General features: G+C 60.8%; 19 protein-coding genes. 5 read left to right on the top strand and 14 right to left on the bottom strand.

Going from position 1 to position 17,995, the window contains the following annotated elements; all coding sequences use genetic code 11:
* Nucleotides 1-5: 5 nt before the first annotated feature.
* The 5 genes from ACFRFQ_RS18615 to rpsB all read right to left on the bottom strand — a co-directional run bounded on the left by ACFRFQ_RS18615 (nt 6) and on the right by rpsB (nt 4,312).
* Nucleotides 6-902, bottom strand: coding sequence for a phosphatidate cytidylyltransferase (locus tag ACFRFQ_RS18615; protein WP_138873044.1), 897 nt, complete (start codon nt 900-902; stop codon nt 6-8).
* A 49-nt stretch (nt 903-951) separates the two neighbouring features.
* Nucleotides 952-1,509, bottom strand: a complete 558-nt coding sequence (gene frr, locus ACFRFQ_RS18610) for a ribosome recycling factor (RefSeq protein ID WP_378660528.1) — start codon at nt 1,507-1,509, stop codon at nt 952-954.
* 70 nt (nt 1,510-1,579) lie between these two features.
* Entirely contained in the window at nt 1,580-2,308 is a 729-nt protein-coding gene (gene pyrH / locus ACFRFQ_RS18605) for a UMP kinase (protein ID WP_138873042.1), read from the bottom strand.
* Nucleotides 2,309-2,506: 198 nt separating this feature from the next.
* Nucleotides 2,507-3,334 (bottom strand): translation elongation factor Ts, encoded by an 828-nt coding sequence (tsf, locus tag ACFRFQ_RS18600; protein ID WP_378660524.1) that lies wholly within the window; start codon nt 3,332-3,334, stop codon nt 2,507-2,509.
* 114 nt (nt 3,335-3,448) lie between these two features.
* Nucleotides 3,449-4,312: a 30S ribosomal protein S2 gene (gene rpsB / locus ACFRFQ_RS18595; RefSeq protein WP_378660521.1), complete on the bottom strand. Its 864-nt coding sequence runs from the start codon at nt 4,310-4,312 to the stop codon at nt 3,449-3,451.
* A 305-nt stretch (nt 4,313-4,617) separates the two neighbouring features.
* Between rpsB and ACFRFQ_RS18590 the strand changes: the two genes are divergently transcribed.
* A complete protein-coding gene (locus tag ACFRFQ_RS18590; protein WP_378660518.1) occupies nt 4,618-5,127 on the top strand; it encodes a M23 family metallopeptidase in 510 nt (169 codons plus the stop codon).
* 97 nt (nt 5,128-5,224) lie between these two features.
* Here the strand turns inward: ACFRFQ_RS18590 and ACFRFQ_RS18585 are convergent, their stop codons facing one another.
* On the bottom strand, nt 5,225-6,343 hold the full coding sequence (locus ACFRFQ_RS18585; protein WP_378660516.1) for an AAA family ATPase: 1,119 nt from the start codon (nt 6,341-6,343) through the stop codon (nt 5,225-5,227).
* Between the two features lie 125 nt (nt 6,344-6,468).
* Complete coding sequence (locus tag ACFRFQ_RS18580; protein ID WP_378660513.1) at nt 6,469-7,395, bottom strand: tyrosine recombinase XerC; 927 nt, start codon at nt 7,393-7,395, stop codon at nt 6,469-6,471.
* Between the two features lie 84 nt (nt 7,396-7,479).
* On the opposite strand from ACFRFQ_RS18580, the gene ACFRFQ_RS18575 reads away from it, so the two are divergent.
* Nucleotides 7,480-8,652, top strand: coding sequence for a multidrug effflux MFS transporter (locus tag ACFRFQ_RS18575; RefSeq protein WP_378660642.1), 1,173 nt, complete (start codon nt 7,480-7,482; stop codon nt 8,650-8,652).
* Here ACFRFQ_RS18575 and ACFRFQ_RS18570 read toward each other — a convergent pair.
* The 6 genes from ACFRFQ_RS18570 to ACFRFQ_RS18545 all read right to left on the bottom strand — a co-directional run bounded on the left by ACFRFQ_RS18570 (nt 8,649) and on the right by ACFRFQ_RS18545 (nt 14,708).
* Nucleotides 8,649-9,419, bottom strand: coding sequence for a siderophore-interacting protein (locus ACFRFQ_RS18570; RefSeq protein ID WP_378660511.1), 771 nt, complete (start codon nt 9,417-9,419; stop codon nt 8,649-8,651). The genes ACFRFQ_RS18575 and ACFRFQ_RS18570 overlap by 4 nt on opposite strands.
* 304 nt (nt 9,420-9,723) lie before the next feature.
* Nucleotides 9,724-10,083, bottom strand: coding sequence for an Lsr2 family protein (locus ACFRFQ_RS18565; protein WP_033236528.1), 360 nt, complete (start codon nt 10,081-10,083; stop codon nt 9,724-9,726).
* 479 nt (nt 10,084-10,562) lie between these two features.
* The gene (gene dprA, locus ACFRFQ_RS18560; RefSeq protein ID WP_378660508.1) at nt 10,563-11,690 is read right to left on the bottom strand and encodes a DNA-processing protein DprA; all 1,128 of its coding nucleotides are present in this window, start codon (nt 11,688-11,690) and stop codon (nt 10,563-10,565) included.
* A complete protein-coding gene (locus ACFRFQ_RS18555; RefSeq protein ID WP_378660506.1) occupies nt 11,687-13,195 on the bottom strand; it encodes a YifB family Mg chelatase-like AAA ATPase in 1,509 nt (502 codons plus the stop codon). The genes dprA and ACFRFQ_RS18555 overlap by 4 nt, the downstream gene beginning before the upstream one ends.
* Nucleotides 13,195-13,551, bottom strand: coding sequence for a YraN family protein (locus ACFRFQ_RS18550; protein ID WP_378660503.1), 357 nt, complete (start codon nt 13,549-13,551; stop codon nt 13,195-13,197). Before ACFRFQ_RS18550 ends, ACFRFQ_RS18555 begins: the two co-directional genes overlap by 1 nt.
* 146 nt (nt 13,552-13,697) lie before the next feature.
* Nucleotides 13,698-14,708 carry an alpha/beta hydrolase gene (locus ACFRFQ_RS18545; RefSeq protein ID WP_378660500.1) on the bottom strand — a complete coding sequence of 337 codons (1,011 nt, stop codon included), beginning with the start codon at nt 14,706-14,708 and terminating at the stop codon, nt 13,698-13,700.
* 457 nt (nt 14,709-15,165) lie between these two features.
* Here ACFRFQ_RS18545 and ACFRFQ_RS18540 point away from each other — a divergent pair, with 457 nt between their 5' ends.
* From ACFRFQ_RS18540 to ACFRFQ_RS18530, 3 genes are all read left to right on the top strand, one after another.
* The gene (locus tag ACFRFQ_RS18540) at nt 15,166-15,900 is read left to right on the top strand and encodes a hypothetical protein (RefSeq protein WP_378660497.1); all 735 of its coding nucleotides are present in this window, start codon (nt 15,166-15,168) and stop codon (nt 15,898-15,900) included.
* Between the two features lie 220 nt (nt 15,901-16,120).
* Entirely contained in the window at nt 16,121-16,339 is a 219-nt protein-coding gene (locus ACFRFQ_RS18535) for a hypothetical protein (RefSeq protein WP_138873032.1), read from the top strand.
* Nucleotides 16,340-16,436: 97 nt separating this feature from the next.
* Entirely contained in the window at nt 16,437-17,618 is a 1,182-nt protein-coding gene (locus tag ACFRFQ_RS18530; RefSeq protein ID WP_378660494.1) for an RtcB family protein, read from the top strand.
* Nucleotides 17,619-17,679: 61 nt separating this feature from the next.
* On the opposite strand, the gene ACFRFQ_RS18525 is transcribed toward ACFRFQ_RS18530, so the two are convergent.
* The gene (locus ACFRFQ_RS18525; protein WP_003942715.1) at nt 17,680-17,985 is read right to left on the bottom strand and encodes a DUF2469 domain-containing protein; all 306 of its coding nucleotides are present in this window, start codon (nt 17,983-17,985) and stop codon (nt 17,680-17,682) included.
* Nucleotides 17,986-17,995: the final 10 nt, after the last annotated feature.

Below are 17,995 nucleotides of genomic sequence, written 5' to 3'. Positions count from 1 at the left end.
AGCAATCACACGAGTGCGTACAGGATCAACCAGGTGACAAATGCGGACGGCAACAGCGAGTCCAGACGGTCCATGATGCCGCCGTGACCGGGCAGGAGCGTGCCCATGTCCTTGATTCCGAGTTCGCGCTTGACTTGCGACTCGATGAGGTCGCCGACCGTGGCGACAATGACAAGAACAACGCCGAGGAGGACGCCGATCATCGAATTGGCGTCGAGAATCAGCGTCACCGACAGCAAGCTGCCGATCACGCAGAAGATCATCGACCCCGCGAAACCCTCCCAGGATTTCTTCGGACTGACTGCCGGGACCATGGGGTGCTTCCCGAACAGAACACCTGCGGCGTAGCCACCGACATCGGAACACACGACGCCGATCATGAGGACGAACACGCGACCGGGTCCGTCATCTTCGAGAACCATCAGGGCGCCGAACGACGCCAGTAGCGGGATCCACGCCAGCACGAACACCGTGATCGACGTGTCCCGCAGGAAGTTCTTCGGAGTGGCTTTGAGTCCGTGGTCGAAAAGGCGCCACACCATGCACACCAGAACCGTGGCCGTGAACGCGCTGATCACGCCGACCGGCCCCCACGGCCAGCCGAGCCAGATCGTTGCCTGACCGCCGACCAGCAACGGGATCCGCGGAACTTCGATGTCTGCTTCCCGAAGCCGTGTCGCTACTTCCCACGTCGCGATGAACATCGCAATGGCCACGACGGCAATCCAGCCCGGCGGCAGGAAGACCAGTGTCCCGATAACCAATGCGCCGAGACCAACTCCGACGCCGATGGCGGCAGGAAGATTCCTGCCCGCCTTCGACTTCGGCGGCTGCGCGCCAACAGCGCCCCCCGTCGGCCCGTCCGTGACGGGACCGCCGGCGGTTCCCTCTTGTGCGTGCACCCAAACTCCCTGATCTGCTACCGACTGACAAACACGAAAGCGAGGAGGTCTAGACCTCCATCAACTCCGCTTCCTTGTGCTTGACCAGTTCCTCGACCGTATGCACGTACTTGGCCGTGGTCTTGTCGAGTTCTTTCTCGGCGCGGCCGACTTCGTCCTCGCCCGCGTCGCCGTCTTTCTGGATTCGGCTGAGCTCGTCCATCGCCTTGCGACGAATGTTGCGGAGCGTGACCTTGGAATCCTCACCCTTCGACTTGGCCTGCTTCACCAGCTCGCGACGACGCTCTTCCGTGAGCTGCGGCACCGAAATGCGAATGATGCTGCCGTCGTTGGACGGGTTGACGCCGAGATCCGAGTTCCGGATAGCCGTCTCGATGGCGTTCAGCTGTGAAGCCTCGTACGGCTTCACGATCACCATGCGCGCCTCGGGAACGTTGATGCTCGCGAGCTGCGTGATCGGGGTGATCGAACCGTAGTAGTCGATCACGATCCGAGAGAACATGCCAGGGTTGGCGCGGCCGGTGCGTACCGAGCCGAGATCGTCCTTGGCTACCGCGACAGCCTTTTCCATCTTTTCTTCGGCTTCGAAGAGCGCTTCATCAATCACGGCTGTTCCTCCATGTCGTTCTGATTCATGTCGTTCACTGTCGAATTTTCGAGCGGGTTCTGGATGTCGCTCACGACTTGACCAGTGTTCCGATCTTCTCACCGGACACCGCACGTGCAATATTGCCCTCGGTCAGAAGGTTGAACACCATGATCGGCATCGAGTTGTCCATGCACAGGCTGAACGCCGTCGCGTCGGCAACCTTCAGTTCCCGCTCGATAACCTCGCGGTGCGTGATCTGGTCGTACATCGTTGCCGTCGGATCGATGCGCGGGTCTGCACTGAATACACCGTCGACGCCCTTGGCCATCAGAACGACCTCGGCACCGATTTCGAGAGCACGCTGCGCGGCGGTGGTGTCGGTGGAGAAATACGGCATTCCCATGCCCGCACCGAAGATGACCACACGGCCCTTCTCGAGGTGCCTACGCGCGCGCAAGGGAAGGTACGGCTCGGCAACCTGTCCCATCGTGATCGCGGTCTGCACCCGGGTGTCGACGCCTTCCTTCTCCAGGAAATCCTGCAGAGCCAGGCAGTTCATGACTGTGCCGAGCATGCCCATGTAATCGGAACGCGCGCGGTCGAGTCCGCGCTGCTGAAGTTCGGCGCCGCGGAAGAAGTTTCCGCCGCCGATGACCACAGCTACCTGCACGCCCGATCGGACGACCTCCGCGATTTGTTCAGCCACTTTGGTGACCACATCGGGGTCGAGTCCGACCTTGCCGCCTCCGAACATTTCGCCGCCGAGTTTGAGCAGGACCCGCTTGAATCCTGGACGTTCGTTGGCTGGTTCGGACATTGTTCTCCTCAGTTCGATACAAGACCCGTAGGCCATAAGTCTTTATTCGATCGCCGACGTGATACCGGCGACGCAACAATCTTCCGGGACTGCTCCCGAAGGCACTCTTATCCTGCCTCATCGGAGGCCCCAGGTACACGTAGACCCCGCCTGATGAGCATTGCTCTTCGGGCGGGGTCCATGTGAAAGGGCTCCGGATTAAGCGGAAGCGCCGACCTCGAAACGCACAAAGCGCTTGATGGTGACGCCGGCCTCGTCGAGGATCGCCTTGACGGTCTTCTTGGAGTCCGTAACCGAAGACTGCTCGGTCAGCACGACGTCCTTGAAGTAGCCGTTGACGCGGCCTTCGATGATCTTCGGCAGAGCCTGCTCGGGCTTACCTTCTGCGCGGGCGGTCTCTTCGGCGATGTGACGCTCGGAAGCGACGATCTCCTCGGGAACCTCGTCACGCGTGACGTACTTGGCCTTGAGTGCTGCGACCTGCATTGCAGCGCCGCGAGCGGCCTCAGCAGCAGCGTCACCTTCACCGGTGTACTCGATGAGAACGCCGACTGCGGGCGGCAAATCGGAGCTGCGCTTGTGCAGGTACACGGCAACGGGGCCGTCGAAGGAAGCGACGCGGCTCAGTTCGAGCTTCTCGCCGATCTTCGCGGACTGCTCGGCGATGACGGTCTCGATGGTCTTGCCGTCGAGCTCGAGTGCCTTGAGAGCAGCGAGGTCAGCAGGCTTGCCTGCAGCAGCGACAGTCACGATTGCGTCGGCCAGCTTGATGAAGTCTTCGTTCTTGGCAACGAAGTCGGTCTCGCAGTTGATCTCGATCATGACGCCGTCCTTGGCGACAACGAGACCTTCAGCGGTGGTGCGCTCTGCGCGCTTTCCGACGTCCTTCGCACCCTTGATACGCAACTGCTCGACAGCCTTGTCGAAATCGCCATCGGATTCTACGAGTGCGTTCTTGCACGCCATCATTCCGGAGCCGGTGAGCTCACGGAGCCGCTTGACGTCAGCGGCGGTGTAGTTCGCCATGGTTAGCGAGCCTCCTCATATGTCTGTTCGGACCAGGGACTAAAGGTGAAGCACGGGCCTAACGGTGAAACGGCCCTGACCACAGGAACTCTGGTCAGGGCCGGTTTCGACGAATCAGGCCTCGGTGGCCGGTGCCTCTGCGGCGGGGGCCTCAGCCTCTGCAGCGGGGGCTTCAGCAGCCGGAGCTGCTTCTGCGGCCGGAGCTGCCTGCGAAAGCAGTTCCTGCTCCCACTCGGCGAGGGGCTCGCCGGCGCCGGTCTCGGGCTTCGCGTCCTTGTCGGCGCTCAGTCCGGCACGCGCCTGCAGGCCTTCGGCCACAGCGGAAGCGACAACCTTGGTGAGCAGCGCTGCGGAGCGGATTGCATCGTCGTTGCCCGGGATCGGGTAGTCGACGAGGTCAGGATCGCAGTTGGTGTCCAGGATCGCGATGACCGGGATGTTCAGCTTGCGAGCCTCGGCAACTGCCAGGTGCTCCTTGTTGGTGTCGACAACCCACACAGCAGAAGGAACCTTGGCCATGTCGCGGATACCACCGAGGGTGCGATCCAGCTTGGTCATCTCACGCGTGAGCATGAGAATTTCCTTCTTGGTGCGACCTTCGAATCCACCGGTCTGCTCCATTGCCTCGAGCTCCTTGAGGCGGATGAGACGCTTGTGGACGGTGGTGAAGTTGGTGAGCATGCCGCCGAGCCAGCGCTGGTTGACGTAAGGCATCCCGACGCGGGTGGCCTCAGCAGCGATGGATTCCTGCGCCTGCTTCTTGGTGCCGACGAAGAGGACGGTGCCGCCGTGGGCAACGGTCTCCTTGACGAACTCGTACGCCTTGTCGATGTACGTCAGCGTCTGCTGGAGGTCGATGATGTAGATGCCGTTGCGGTCGGTCAAGATGAAACGCTTCATCTTCGGGTTCCAACGACGGGTCTGGTGCCCGAAGTGGGTACCGCTGTCAAGCATCTGCCGCATAGTTACAACAGGCATTGTTGTTCTCTCTTTCAAATTCGGTTGCTGCGCGGTGCCGGTGGCACTGCGCCCTGGCGCCCACACGGCCGTCGGACCCGTATCCGGAAATACAGGACCAGCCGAAGGCCGAAAAAACGTGCGCGGGCGCGCGAAGTCGGACTGTGCGAACACAGACCGCTCGACAAGTGTACGTCCTTGCCTCGCAATGCCATAACCAGCACTACAGCGCCAGCACCGAATCTAACCTGTGGATGGAATCCACACCTGGGGAAAACCGCCCTGATCTGCATCTTCATGCCGGGCGCACAGGGCACGCTGTGGTGATGCCCCTACTGAATGCCCTTCACCGGACAATCCTGGTGTTGTGCGGAGTTATAGCCGTGACGATTGGTGCCGCACCTGCTCTCGCCGACGCTGCAGACCGATTCGATTGGCCGCTCATGCCCCGACCACTCGTGGACCGGGCCTTCGACAACCCCGAAAAGAACTGGTTGCCGGGCCATCGCGGCGTCGACCTGGCAGGCTCGAGCGGGCAGGCCGTCCTTGCCTCCGGACCCGGTGTCGTGGTGTTTGCCGGAAACGTCGCCGGCAAGTCGGTGGTATCCATCGACCACATCGGCGGATTGCGAACCACCTACGAACCCGTCACCGCAGTGGTATCGGCGGGCGACCGCGTCGGCCTCGGGACGGTAATCGGCACCCTCGAGCCCGGACATGAAGGCTGCACGGTTGTCGCCTGCCTCCATTGGGGACTGCGACGCGATCGCACCTACCTCGACCCACTTGGCCTCATCCATGATCAGCCGCTGAGACTCAAACCGCTTGAACGCTAGAACGCTAGCGCCACTACAGCACAACACGTGGAACGCTAGCGCCACTACAGCACAACACGTGGAACGCTAGCGCCACTACAGCACAACACGTGGAACGCTAGCGCCACTCAGCCACAGCGTGGCGGCCCGCCGCATCGGCAAAATCATCCGCCACCATCGCCGCCAGTTCCATGAAGGCCCGCTTGGTTGCAGGCCGAAGCAGTTCGAGGTCCATGACCGACCCCTCGGCCAGGTGCTCGTCGAAGGGCACCACCGTCACGGCCCGGCACCGCCGCATGAAGTAGTCGGTGAGCGCATCCATGTCGATGACGCTCGAACCTGGCCGCGCGGCACTGATGACAACTACGGTTCGTTCGACCAAATGTCCGTATCCGTGCAATTGCAGCCAGTCCAATGTGGCGGCAGCACTGCGTGCGCCGTCAACTGCGGGCGAGCTGACCAGCACCAAGGAGTTGGCAAGATCGAGTACGCCTGACATGGCCGAATGCATGATGCCGGTGCCGCAGTCGGTGAGGATGATGTTGTAGTACACCTGCAGAATGTCGATGACCTGACGATAATCGTCCTCACTGAACGCCTCGGAGATCGCCGGATCCTGCTCACTCGCGAGAACTTCGAGCCGACTGGGAGCCTGGGAGGTGTGAGCGCGCACGTCCGAGTAACTCTTGATCTCCGGCCTCGCTGCTATCAGATCACGCACCGTCGAACGGGTTTGGAGCGGAACGCGCTGTCCCAAAGTTCCGAAATCCGGATTGGCGTCGACGGCAACAACACAATCTCCGCGAAGAGAAGCAAAGGTCGATCCAAGACCCACCGTGACCGTCGTCTTTCCGACGCCACCTTTGAGGGAGAGGAGCGCAATTCGGTAGTCGTTCCGTATCGGTTGTTCAATTCGCTCGACCAGCGCTCGCTGACGCTGGTCCGAGGTGGACTCCCCCAGGTTGACGTATCCGCCGGTCGCGCGGTGAACTCCGCGTCGCCACCCGCCGCGAGGCGTTCGCCTCGGTCGCTTCAGTAATGCTTCAGCTACCAAATCCTGATTGGTAACTTGCTGTTGACTCATCTGATTCGACACGGGGGGCGGAGCTGCCCAGGATTCCTGCGGCCACACGCGCGGTTCGGGCGGCGCGTCGGGCGCAGCTACAACCGGAGCAACCTCGGCAACCCACGCCGGTCCCCCGGTCTGTGGCAGGTGTTCGACATCAGTGCGATTCACGATTCCCCCGGATATTGCGTAGCAACGAGCGGTTCGGCGCGATTGTCTTAACCGTGCTGATACTCCACCCTTCCGGTCCCGACGCTACCAAATCCGCCCGAGGAACTCTCGTTCGACGAGCTTTTTCAGGCTCGCGGATGTGCCTGATCGTGGACTGTGCGCAGGCGCTCCACCGACACGTGGGTGTACAACTGAGTAGTCGCCAGACTTGCATGCCCGAGCAACTCTTGTACCACGCGTAGGTCTGCTCCACCTTCCAGCAAATGTGTCGCTGCCGAATGCCGCAAACCGTGCGGCGACACGTCAGGCGCGCCGGGGACTGCTGACACGGTCTCGTGCACCACCGACCGCGCCTGGCGTTGGTCGAGTCGCCCACCGCGCTTTCCCAGCAGCAGCGCGTTACCCGATTTCTCTGATGCCAACAGTGGCCGGCCGACCCTGAGCCATTGTTCGATGGCCGACTCGGCCGGCACGCCGTAGGGCACCGATCGCTCTTTGTTTCCCTTACCGAGCACCCGCAACAATCGACGGTTCGCATCGACCGATCCGATGTCGAGGCCACATAGTTCTCCGACTCGAATTCCGGTGGAGTACAACAGTTCCACGACAAGCCGGTCGCGTAGAGCTACCGGATCATGTTGTTGCACTCCATTTTCCGCCGCTTCCATGGCCTCGATCGCCTGATTCTGACGCAAAACGACCGGCAACGTCCGTCTGGCAGGCGGCGCAGCCAGTCGCACTCCAGGATCGACCTCGATACGCGCGGTCCGCGCAAGCCACGCGGTGAATCCGCGAGCCGACGACGCGCGGCGGGCCACCGTTGTCCGCGCCGCCTCGGCCGCGGACTGCTGCGCCAACCAGGAACGAAGCACCCGAAGGTCCAGAGCTTCCAGATCGGTTCCGCTCGACTGCGCAGCAAAGTGTTCCAACAGCGAGCGGGCATCGCCGACGTACGCACGGATAGTGTGCTCCGACCGCCCACGCGCCAGGCGCAGGTGATCCTCATACGCGTCGAGATGGATCGACAACGCTCGCGGCAGTTCGTCACTCATGGTCCTAAGGTTGCCTGCCTCGCGTGAAACTTCAAGCGCCCTCGCCGATAGGGTTGGTCGGTGAACCGAGCAATTCCCTTGAAAATGCTATGCATTCTTGCCCTGATATCAGCAATCGCGCCCTTGTCGACCGACATGTATCTGCCGGGCCTGCCCATCATGGCCGAGTCACTCGATACATCCGCAGCCAGCGTCCAATTGACACTGACAACATTCATGGCAGGACTGGGAATCGGCCAGTTGATCATCGGGCCGATCTCTGACGGAATAGGGCGACGACGCCTTTTGCTCGGCGCCGCGGCGATCACCACGCTGGCAAGTGCGGCGTGCGCTCTTGCACCCACCATCGAATTCCTGATCGGCGCACGCCTGATCCAGGGCCTCAGCGGCGGGGCTGCGATCGTGCTCGCTCGCGCGTGCATCGCCGATCGCGCTCGGGGCAACGGAGCAGCAAAGCTGTTCAGCATCATGATGATCATCGGTGGCGTCGCTCCGGTTATTGCCCCACTGCTCGGTGGAGTGCTCCTCGGCCCGGTTGGCTGGCGAGGCATCTTCTGGGTGCTGACGGCTGCGGGAGTAGTCATGGTTGCCGGCGTACTCACCCTGGTACCGGAGACATTGCCACCCGAGCGTCGACACGGCGGCGGATTGAAAGCGCTCGTCGCGAACCTGGGCTATGTCACCGGAAATCGTCGCTATCTCGGCTATGCGCTGGCCTTCATATTCGGGTTCGGCGCCCTGTTCTCCTACATTTCCGCGTCGCCGTTTGTCGTCCAGAACGTCTTGGGGTTGACGCCATCACAGTTTTCGATGGTGTTTGCGGTCAACGCGGTAGGAATGGTTGTGGCGGCAACAATCACGGCGCGCCTGCTCGGCCGCCTGAGTGCTCGCACCCTGTTGATCTTCGGAGTGAGCCTACTGACCGTCTCTGGAGCTGCATTGTTCTGTGCTGCAGCTCTTTTCGAATCAACCAATCCGGCCGCGCTGCTCATTCCGCTGTTCGTTTCGATATCGAGCATCGGATTTATCATGGGCAACGCAACCGCACTCGCCCAAGGCGAGGTCACTGCGGCACCAGGTACCGGCTCAGCACTGATGGGTGCGGGCCAGTTCGGATTGGCGGCAGCCGTATCGCCGATAGTCGGCATTGCGGGGCCGGACACCGCCGTACCGATGGCCATCGCAATACCGACGTTCGGGTTGCTGGCGGCCCTCGCATTGGCGATGTTCGCCCGCAAGGCCGACGCAGCGGACTAGCTCTCGGACGCCGCCAGTTCCGACTTCCACACCCGGAATCCCTCTTCGGTGCGTCCACGCCGCCAGTAGCCCGAGATCGACGCGGAACCTGCCGGCACACCACGTTCTTTTCGGATGTAGGCGCGCAGATTATGCATGACAGCCTGCGCTTCACCGTGAATGAACACCTGCGGAGTCCCCGGCAACCATTCGAGGTTTCTCACTGCTTTCACAATCGGCGAATTGTCACCCGCGGCTTCATCGGGAACAGCGTCCGAGGATGCGCCTCGATGGATCCACTTCACAGAAACGCCGTTCGGCGCATTGATAGCAATCTCGTCGTCGGCGCTACCAACTTCGACGACGACATACCCTATTGCGTCACCCGAAAGTCTCTCGACAGATGCGGATATCGCCGGAATGGCGGTTTCATCGCCTGCATAGAGGTGCCAATCCGCTGATTCTGTCGGCGCGAAGGCACCGCCGGGTCCGCGGATTGTTATCTTCGCACCCACTTCCACTGATGCTGCCCACGGTCCAGCAATCCCGATGTCACCATGAACCACAAAATCAATCGCGATCTCACGAGCACTACTGTCGTAACTTCGGATGGTATAGGTCCGAAGCGCCTGACCTTCCGGTGTCTCGAATTCGATCTTCACATACGAATCACTGAACTCACTCGGTGTGAAGTTGTCGAATCCCGGACCTCCCAGGAACACGCGGACCATGTGTGGAGTCAGTTTCCGAGTTCGCAAAACTGTCAGGGTTGTCGTCGGCTTGGCCACAGCCACATCCTTCCAAAGTTAGTATTACCTAACTAGAGTACAGGATCGGAAGAGCAGGCGCGGAGAGATGATTCCAAAGCCGCCCACCTCGAGCATCGCCATGGTGCGATACAAACCGATTCAGTTGGCCCCATAAATCACGCAAAACCGACCAACCCGAATGGCAAATTATTGCAAAAGAAAGGACAATTCCTCATTTACTGCGATCAAATGTCACATTCGAAGACGCATCCAGCAAAGAAACAGTAAAAACAACTCTGGCACTCCACGGATTCCGTGGAGTGCCAGTGAAGGTCAATGTGCTCTAGTGAGCAGCATCGAATGCGTCGATAATCTCCGCCTTGATACGGCCGCGCGGTGCGACCTCGTAACCGTTCTTTGCTGCCCAGTCGCGAATAGCCTGCAGGGTCTCCTTGGAACGCCCAGAACCCGACGTAGCCTGCGTAGATGGGAGCTGCGCCTTCTTGCCGCGACGTGCAGATACCTTTGCCGCGGCATCAACGAACGGCTTGACTGCTGCGTCGAACTTCTCTGCATTGGTCGCCCGGAGGTCGATCACATAATCGGTTCCCTGGTACGAGAACTCAATTCGATCACCGAAACCGTCATCGATCGGCTTACCGTCAAGGTCGTCAATGAGTTGCCGAATCAGCTTCTCAGCCATTGCACTCCTCTTTCAATGATCGATTTGCTTTCGCTTCACAATACACAGAATTCCATCCCAGTAACAAAGATGCCCACAGAACCGAAAAACAAACCGAACAGACTCGGCGGTTTGGATTAACGATATGAAAGCGACACCCAACTGCCAGGATCGCGCGCTACAGCATTGGCGCGCAATCTCTTTCGACCACCGGACGGCGAAATCGAACCCGCGCCTTTCTTGACGATGCCGACTAATCGACATATCAGCACATCAACCTGAGACATTCCTGAGACATGCGGCAAACATTCGTAACCTACCGCACAGTCCGGTATGACATCTCACCCCTCCCAATCGGCACAGCGCCCCACCGAACCGCTCTGACGTGCCGATAAACAATAATTCGAAGAACCAACCGCCACGCTACACAACATTGTGCCAACGATCCGGCAAATGACCGATCACACCATCAACCCGAAAGTAGACCCACTCCACAACGCCTATTTCGTACGAAACCATCCGCTGCCGTCAGAGTCGATAAAGCCCTCCAACTCGAGCAGCGGGAGGGTTGCGCGTACCTGGGAAATCAGCAGCCCAGATGCCTCGGACAACTCATTGGTACTTCGTGATCCGCTGCCAGGTAATGCCTCGTACACGAGCCGAGAATTACCCGTCAACGAGTCGATGTCGCGAACCGCAGCGGCATCCTGTTCTGAATTGAGAACACCGAACGGTCCGGAAACTTCTACGACGTCGACCGCATTCGCAACAAGATATGCCTCTCCCTCACGAATCATTCTGTGACAGCCGGCAGACGACGACGATGTGACCGGTCCGGGCACCGCCATTACCGGGCGACCTAATTTCCGGGCCCAGTTCGCTGTATTCCGCGCTCCACTTCGCCATCCCGCTTCAACCACGACAACCCCGTCTGACAAAGCGGCGACCAGCCGATTCCGGGCAAGGAATCTGAACTTGGCCGGCGTAGTCCCCGGCGGGTATTCGCTCACCACCGCTCCGGAACTCACGATCTGACGCAGCAATCGAGCATGACCGGACGGGTAGGCACGGTCCACTCCGCACGCCAACACAGCGACCGTGGTGCCGCCCACTCCCATTGCCGCTCGGTGCGCTGCGCCGTCAATACCGAAAGCTGCACCCGACGTCACCGTCCAACCGTCCACCGCCAGATCACCGGCTATCTCAGCGGTCACGTGCTCACCGTATGCCGTCGACGCCCTCGTACCGACAATCGCGACAGACCTCTCCGTCAGTTCCGCCAGATCACGAGAACCCAAGACCCACAGAACAAATGGCGGGACTTCACCTGCTGCTGCGTCGAGATCGCCTAGCGAGAGTAGTCGCCACGACGGCCATTCCGGGGAATCCGGAGTGACCAATCTGCCTCCCATTGCTGCCATCAGGTCCAGATCTCGTTGCGCCGTGTCGATATGCGCCCTAGCCCTGGTCTTCTCCTCCAACGACGGCGGCAGGTCCCTGGATTTCACAGCGCGCGCCGTCGCCTCGACTCCGAGGTGGTCGACCAACGCGGCCAAATGAACGCTCGGCCCCTGCGCCACTGCGGACAGGTACGCCCAGGCGAGTTGTCGCGGATCATGTGTGTTCACTGAAATCCCCTGTCTCGGAAATCCAGTGCCGTCGCAACCTGATCGCGACCCGGCATTGATTCACCCGCCAAATCGGAAACCGTCCAAGCAACGCGCAACGCACGATCAGCGCCTCGCGCAGTGATCACACCCTTGCGGAGTGCACGCTCGACGGGTGCCAGAGCATCGCGAGAGAGTCGGAACTTCTGTCGCAGCGCCGGGCCCGGAACTTCGGCATTGGTACGCCATCCGTAGTCACTCCAGCGTTCCCCCGCGGCGTCACGTGCCGCGGATACGCGGGTTCGGACGCTTTCGGTGCTCTCGCCTACTTCGTCGATCAACGCACCCGTTGCGACGGCCTGCATCCGCACCCGAATATCGACTCGATCGAGTAACGGTCCCGACAGTTTGCCCAGATACCGACGCCTCGCCGCGGGCGCACACACGCAGTCCGCGTCGCGTGGTGGCGCACACGGGCACGGATTTGCAGCCAAGATCAACTGGAAACGCGCTGGATACCGCGCGACTCCGTCCCGTCGAGCAATCCGAACTTCGCCGTCTTCCAACGGTGTTCGCAAGGCCTCGAGCACTTTGACGCCGATCTCCGCGCACTCGTCGAGGAACAGCACGCCGCGGTGTGCCCGACTCACCGCACCTGGCCGCGCCATTCCGCTACCACCACCAACCAACGCACTCACCGACGAACTGTGATGCGGCGCTATGAACGGCGGCATGTCGATCAACGGATGCTCCGCCGTCAACACCCCCGCCACCGAATGAATCGCCGTCACCTCCAGAGCCTCCGACTCCGTCAACGGCGGCAATATCCCCGGAAGCCGCGAAGCCAACATGGTCTTCCCGATCCCCGGCGGACCCGTCAACATCAGATGATGCGCACCCGCCGCAGCCACCTCGATCGCCCACCGCGCATCCGCCTGCCCCACCACCTCACTAAGATCACGCACACCCACCTCCACCGCCCGCTCGAAAGGTTCCGGAACCGGCAAATAGATCTCACCCCGCAACCACGAGAGCACCGACGCCAGATCATCGGCACCGAGCACCTCGATGCCCTTCACCAACCCCGCCTCAGCCATCGCCTGACGCGGAACCACCACCGTCCCCCAACCTGCACGCTTCGCCGCCAAAACAGCAGGCAACACACCACGCACCGACCGCAACCGGCCGTCCAACGCCAACTCCCCCAAAAAGATCGTCTCGCGCAACTCCTTGCGCGGCAACTTCTTTGCCGCATCCAACACAGCCAACGACAAAGCAAGATCGTAGACACTGCCCACCTTCGGCAACGTCGCCGGCGACAGAGCCAAAATCACCTTGCTGTCCGGCCACTCCTCCCCCGAATTCGTCACCGCCGCCCTGATCCGATCCCGCGACTCGTGCAACGCCGTATCCGGCAACCCCACCAACTGCACCCCCGGCAAACCACGCCCGATATCCGCCTCGATTTCCACGATCTGACCGTCGACACCACTGACAGCCACCGAATGCGCCCGCCCCAACGCCATCAGAACGCATCCACAAAATGCTCGACCACCGGCTCTTGATCACGGCGAATCAACACCGCCACCACATCGAAACGCACCTTCGACCACGACCGACCCGAATCACCGAGCCACTGCAACGCGAGCACCCGAATCCGACGCCGCTTCGCAAACGTCACCGCCTCCGCCGGCGACCCGTATCCCACCCCACTACGAGTCTTCACCTCGACAAAGACGATCCGATCATCAACCGTCGCAATAACATCCAACTCGCCGTACCGACACCGCCAATTCCGCTCGACAATTTCCAAACCCGCACCGACCAGGAACTCCGCGGCCACATCCTCGCCCCGCGCCCCCAACGCCATATTCCCCGCCATCACAGCCCCCACCGTTCCGGTCCCCCGCGCCCGCCCATGCAAAACGCGTCCCACCCGTCACAGTGCCCCACCCACACCACACCCGAACAAAAAGAAAACCCACCTGTTGATAACCAGGCACCTGTGGAATTCTTATGCCGAGTCAGTCACCACGCATTCATCACGTCGAGGATCTGACCGCGGGCCATCCACAGTTCAGCCGACCAGTTAGCCCACGAATGGATACCCCACGCCGGAAAGCTGAACGTCGCCGGAATTCCCATCGATTGCAGCCGCAACTCGAACGAACGCGCATGCACCAGGGCGAGCAATTCGAGTCCCATTCCCGACGCGGTGTTGAGATACTCGACGGGCGTCGACGGCTGATCGTACGGACCGGGAATACCGTTCGACGCCGAAATGTACATCGGCAGTCCACGAAGCAATTCGGCGTTGACGAACGGGTCATTGCGAATCCAGCCAGATGACCAGGGCGGCCCCCACATCGAGTCGACGTTGTACCGTCCCGCGTCGTACATCGCCACGCGAATCGCTTCACGCATCCCCGGCGCGGAAATGTTGATGTACCCGGACAGCGAGCCCGCGAACTTGAACTGATCGCGATGGTGCCCTGCCAGGTTCAACGCCGCGCTGCCACCCATCGACAACCCGACTATCGCATTGTTTGTCGGCGAAACACCGTACCCGGCAAGGAAATCAGGAAGCTCCCGCGTGAGAAATGTTTCCCACCTGTAGGTGATCGGCTGAGCATTGAAATTCGACGGCGCGTACCAGTCGGTGTAGAAACTGGACTCACCGCCCACCGGCATCACCAATGTGATGTTGTCGTTGCGATACTGATCGAGCGCATTCGTCTCGAAACTCCACGCATTCCTGTCGTCGCGAGCACGAAGACCGTCGAGCAGATAGAGGGCGGCATTGCCGCCCCGCGCCGCCCACTGCACCTGAACCTTGATGTTTCCCATCGATGACGGCACCCACAACTCCTCGTACCCACCCCATGGCACCGAGCGAGCCGGTGACGCGGAGCGGTCGGGAGCAGCGGACGCCACCGTGGGACCGAATATCCCGCCGAGAAGTAGTAGCGACAACATCGCGGCAAGTACTTTCGCCCGCCGGGTAGTGCGCTCGGACAACGTGTGATTGATTCTCTGCAAAACTGTCTTTCCCCGAGACGCCCGTGAAGATTGCGTCTCGGTAAGTGCATCGTCGTTCCAGTGTCTGTGGTGTCTACCCCTTCGACGGCGCTCCGGCGTTACAAAGTCGAGGTCAACGCAGTATTCCGACAAACAGAACAGCCGGGCGAATTTAGGTGGCAGAAAACACAATTCGCCCCGTCGCTCGAGTTCCTCACTGGGCTCGGCGCCAGGTCCGAAACGGCCAGGGACCGCGACCGGCTCCGGCTCAACAGCAGCGTGTCGCCGGCAATTCGGCACGGAGTGCACGAAAGGCGTCACCAAGAGGCGCGCCACGCGCTGTCAACTGACGGCGAAAATTCGCTGCAAATTAGCCAATATTCCGAAAGTGCTACAAGTTGAACGAAAGTCCAGTAGAACTAGTTATAGTTTTTGTTCGACCCGCAAGTTCATTGCAACCCGTTGAATGGAGTTCTACATGTCACGCCGCTCACTACGCCACGCAGTAGCGACCACTGCGTCCCTCGTCCTCCTCGCCACCGGCGTCACCGTCGGGCTCGGCGCCTCGGTGGCCCAGGCCGCACCCGCCTGCGCGCTCACCCAGTCTGTCACCGACGATTGGGCTGGTTCGTGGGGACTGCCATACACCGTCAGCAAAGAGGTTGTCGGCGACGGCACTGTCGCACCGGGGCAGACCGTCACGTACATCACCAAGGTGTCCGGTTCAGGAGCTCTTGTCAACCAGATCCGTGACTTCCATCCGGCAGGATTCGAGCTGGTGAAAGCTCGCCTGAACGTCAAATGGCTTATCGGAGACCAGCAGTGGAACGATGTCACCAAGACCGTCGTCCGCGGTACTAATTCCGTGGTCGCCACGGGCGCGGGGTGGACCACAGCGGGTGGCGGGGTCATCGCCTTGGAAACCACCTACAAGGTTCCCGATGACGCAACGGTCGGCAGTCAGCTCGACAGCGGCGCCGGCACCAACATCGTGCTCGCCGCCGGCGATTGGAACATCAACCCGATGGGCGTGTGCGTCACCGTCCGCCAGCCGAACCCCGTCGAGGCCGGCGCAGGCAGCCTCGAGGATATGGGCTTCGGCTCGGTGAACACCGGATCGGGCCAGGTATTCGGCTCCCTCACCGACCCGCAGGGGTCGATGACCAACGTCATCGGTGGAGTCCTGGGCAATGTGCTCGGCAACATGAGCTGATCCGCTCGGGGAACGAAGTGAGCAGGGCCATCAGCGCAAGCTGGTGGCCCTGCCTCTTTTGGACATCAAACCGTTGTGGTCGCGGCCTCGGTTGCAGCGGCTAGCCCGACGTGGCCGGACGTCATTCCCGGCACCCGAAAGCACGCTCACCCTTCGAATATTTGTTCGAATGGTGCTAGCCTGGACTCAGGACGTATCGACGAGCACATCGAGGACCGCCATGGACGAAGCAACGGACGCAACCGGCGAGTTGGCGCGGTTGGTCGAGGAGTTGACGGTGCTCGATCAGCGCCGCGTCGACATCGGCGAGAGTTTGGTCCATCTCGAGTACGTCTACACGCACGCCGGAGCTGAACATCAGGCTGCAGCCGCCCGAAAAGCCTTCCAGGAGAAGTATGTCGGCCGTATCTACGAGCTGGCCGACGGCCTTCGAAACTGAAAATAGGTTGCACACACCACCTCTCGGCGCGCATGGTTGATCCCGCACACTACAGAGGCCAGCAGGTCCTCGACGTGCACTATGTGGGAGAGAACTGATGGAGAAGATCACCGAAAGGCTGTGGAACTGGGCATCCATACTCGACGAGAAAACTCGCGAGCAAGCGCTGCGAACGTCTCAGATGCCTTTTGTCCGTCCACATCTGGCCTTGATGCCTGATGCGCACCTCGGTGCGGGAGCGACGGTGGGTTCGGTCATCCCGACGGAAGGTGCGATCATGCCCGCCGCCGTCGGAGTGGATATCGGCTGCGGAATGATCGCGGTCAAGACCCAGTACAACGTCCAGGACCTCACCGGTCGCGATCTGAGCGTACTTCGCCATAGCATCGAACGCTCTGTCCCTCTGTCGGCCGGCGTCTACAACAAGACACTGACCGCAACGGCGCAGACCCGTATCGCAGAGCTCGAGTCGATGGCCGGCGACCGGCTGCCCTACTACGACAAGTTCAAGAACAACTGGCGTTTCCAACTGGGAACTCTGGGGTCGGGCAATCACTTCATCGAGGTCACCCTTGATGAGAATGACGGCGTGTGGCTGTTCCTTCACTCGGGTAGCCGCGGCGTCGGCAACAAGATCGCACAGCACCACATCAAGGTCGCCCAGGAACTGTGCGCCCGTTGGCACATCGACCTCCCGGACCGGGATCTCGCCTACCTGGTCGAGAAGACTCCCGAATTCGACTGCTACATAACCGATCTCAATTGGGCGCAGCATTTTGCGCTGTTGAACCGCGAGGAAATGATGGATCGAGTCGTGAAAGACTTCGCGCACTTCATGGGCGACAACGGCCCGGCTGTCGTCGAAGAACTCGAGAAGATCAACTGCCACCACAACTTCACCCAGAAGGAATTCCATATGGGTCGCGGTGTGTGGTTGAGCAGGAAGGGTGCGATCAAGGCTGACGTGGGCGTGCCGGGACTCATCCCAGGGTCCATGGGAACTGCCAGCTACGTCGTGGTCGGCAAGGGCAACGTGCCGTCGTTCAAGTCGAGCCCGCACGGCGCCGGTCGGGTGTACGCCAGGAACAAGGCAAGGCGAACATTCACGATCGACGATCTCGACAAGGCCATGGTCGGTATCGAGTACAAGCGCTCGAAGGCATTCCTCGACGAGATCCCGGGTGCATACAAGGACATCGACGTCGTGATGGACGACGCCAAGGACTTGGTCGAAATCCGTCACACGCTGCGTCAGATCGTCAACGTGAAGGGCGACTGACCTGAGCAGAAGACAATGACGGCCTCACCGAAATCGGCGAGGCCGTCATTGTAGGCAAAGCTCAGTCGGGCAGGCGCAGATCCGGCTTGTCCAGCTCTTCGATGTTGACATCCTTGAACGTCACGACGCGGACGTATTTCACGAATCGCGCCGGGCGGTACATGTCCCACACCCACGCGTCGGACATCCGCAGTTCGAAGTAGATCTCGCCATCCGAATTATGGGGCAGCAACTCGACGGTGTTGGCGAGATAAAATCGTCGTTCGGTCTCCACGACGTAGGAGAACTGTCCGACGATGTCCCGGTATTCGCGGTAGAGCGACAGCTCCATCTCGGTTTCGTACTTCTCGAGATCCTCGGCACTCATCGGTTTAGCC

It is taken from the genome of Rhodococcus sp. NPDC056743 (assembly GCF_042790355.1).
GTDB lineage: Bacteria > Actinomycetota > Actinomycetes > Mycobacteriales > Mycobacteriaceae > Rhodococcus_F.
The sequence above is the reverse complement of the archived record's forward strand: the minus strand, read 5'-3'. Positions and strand labels throughout refer to the sequence as shown.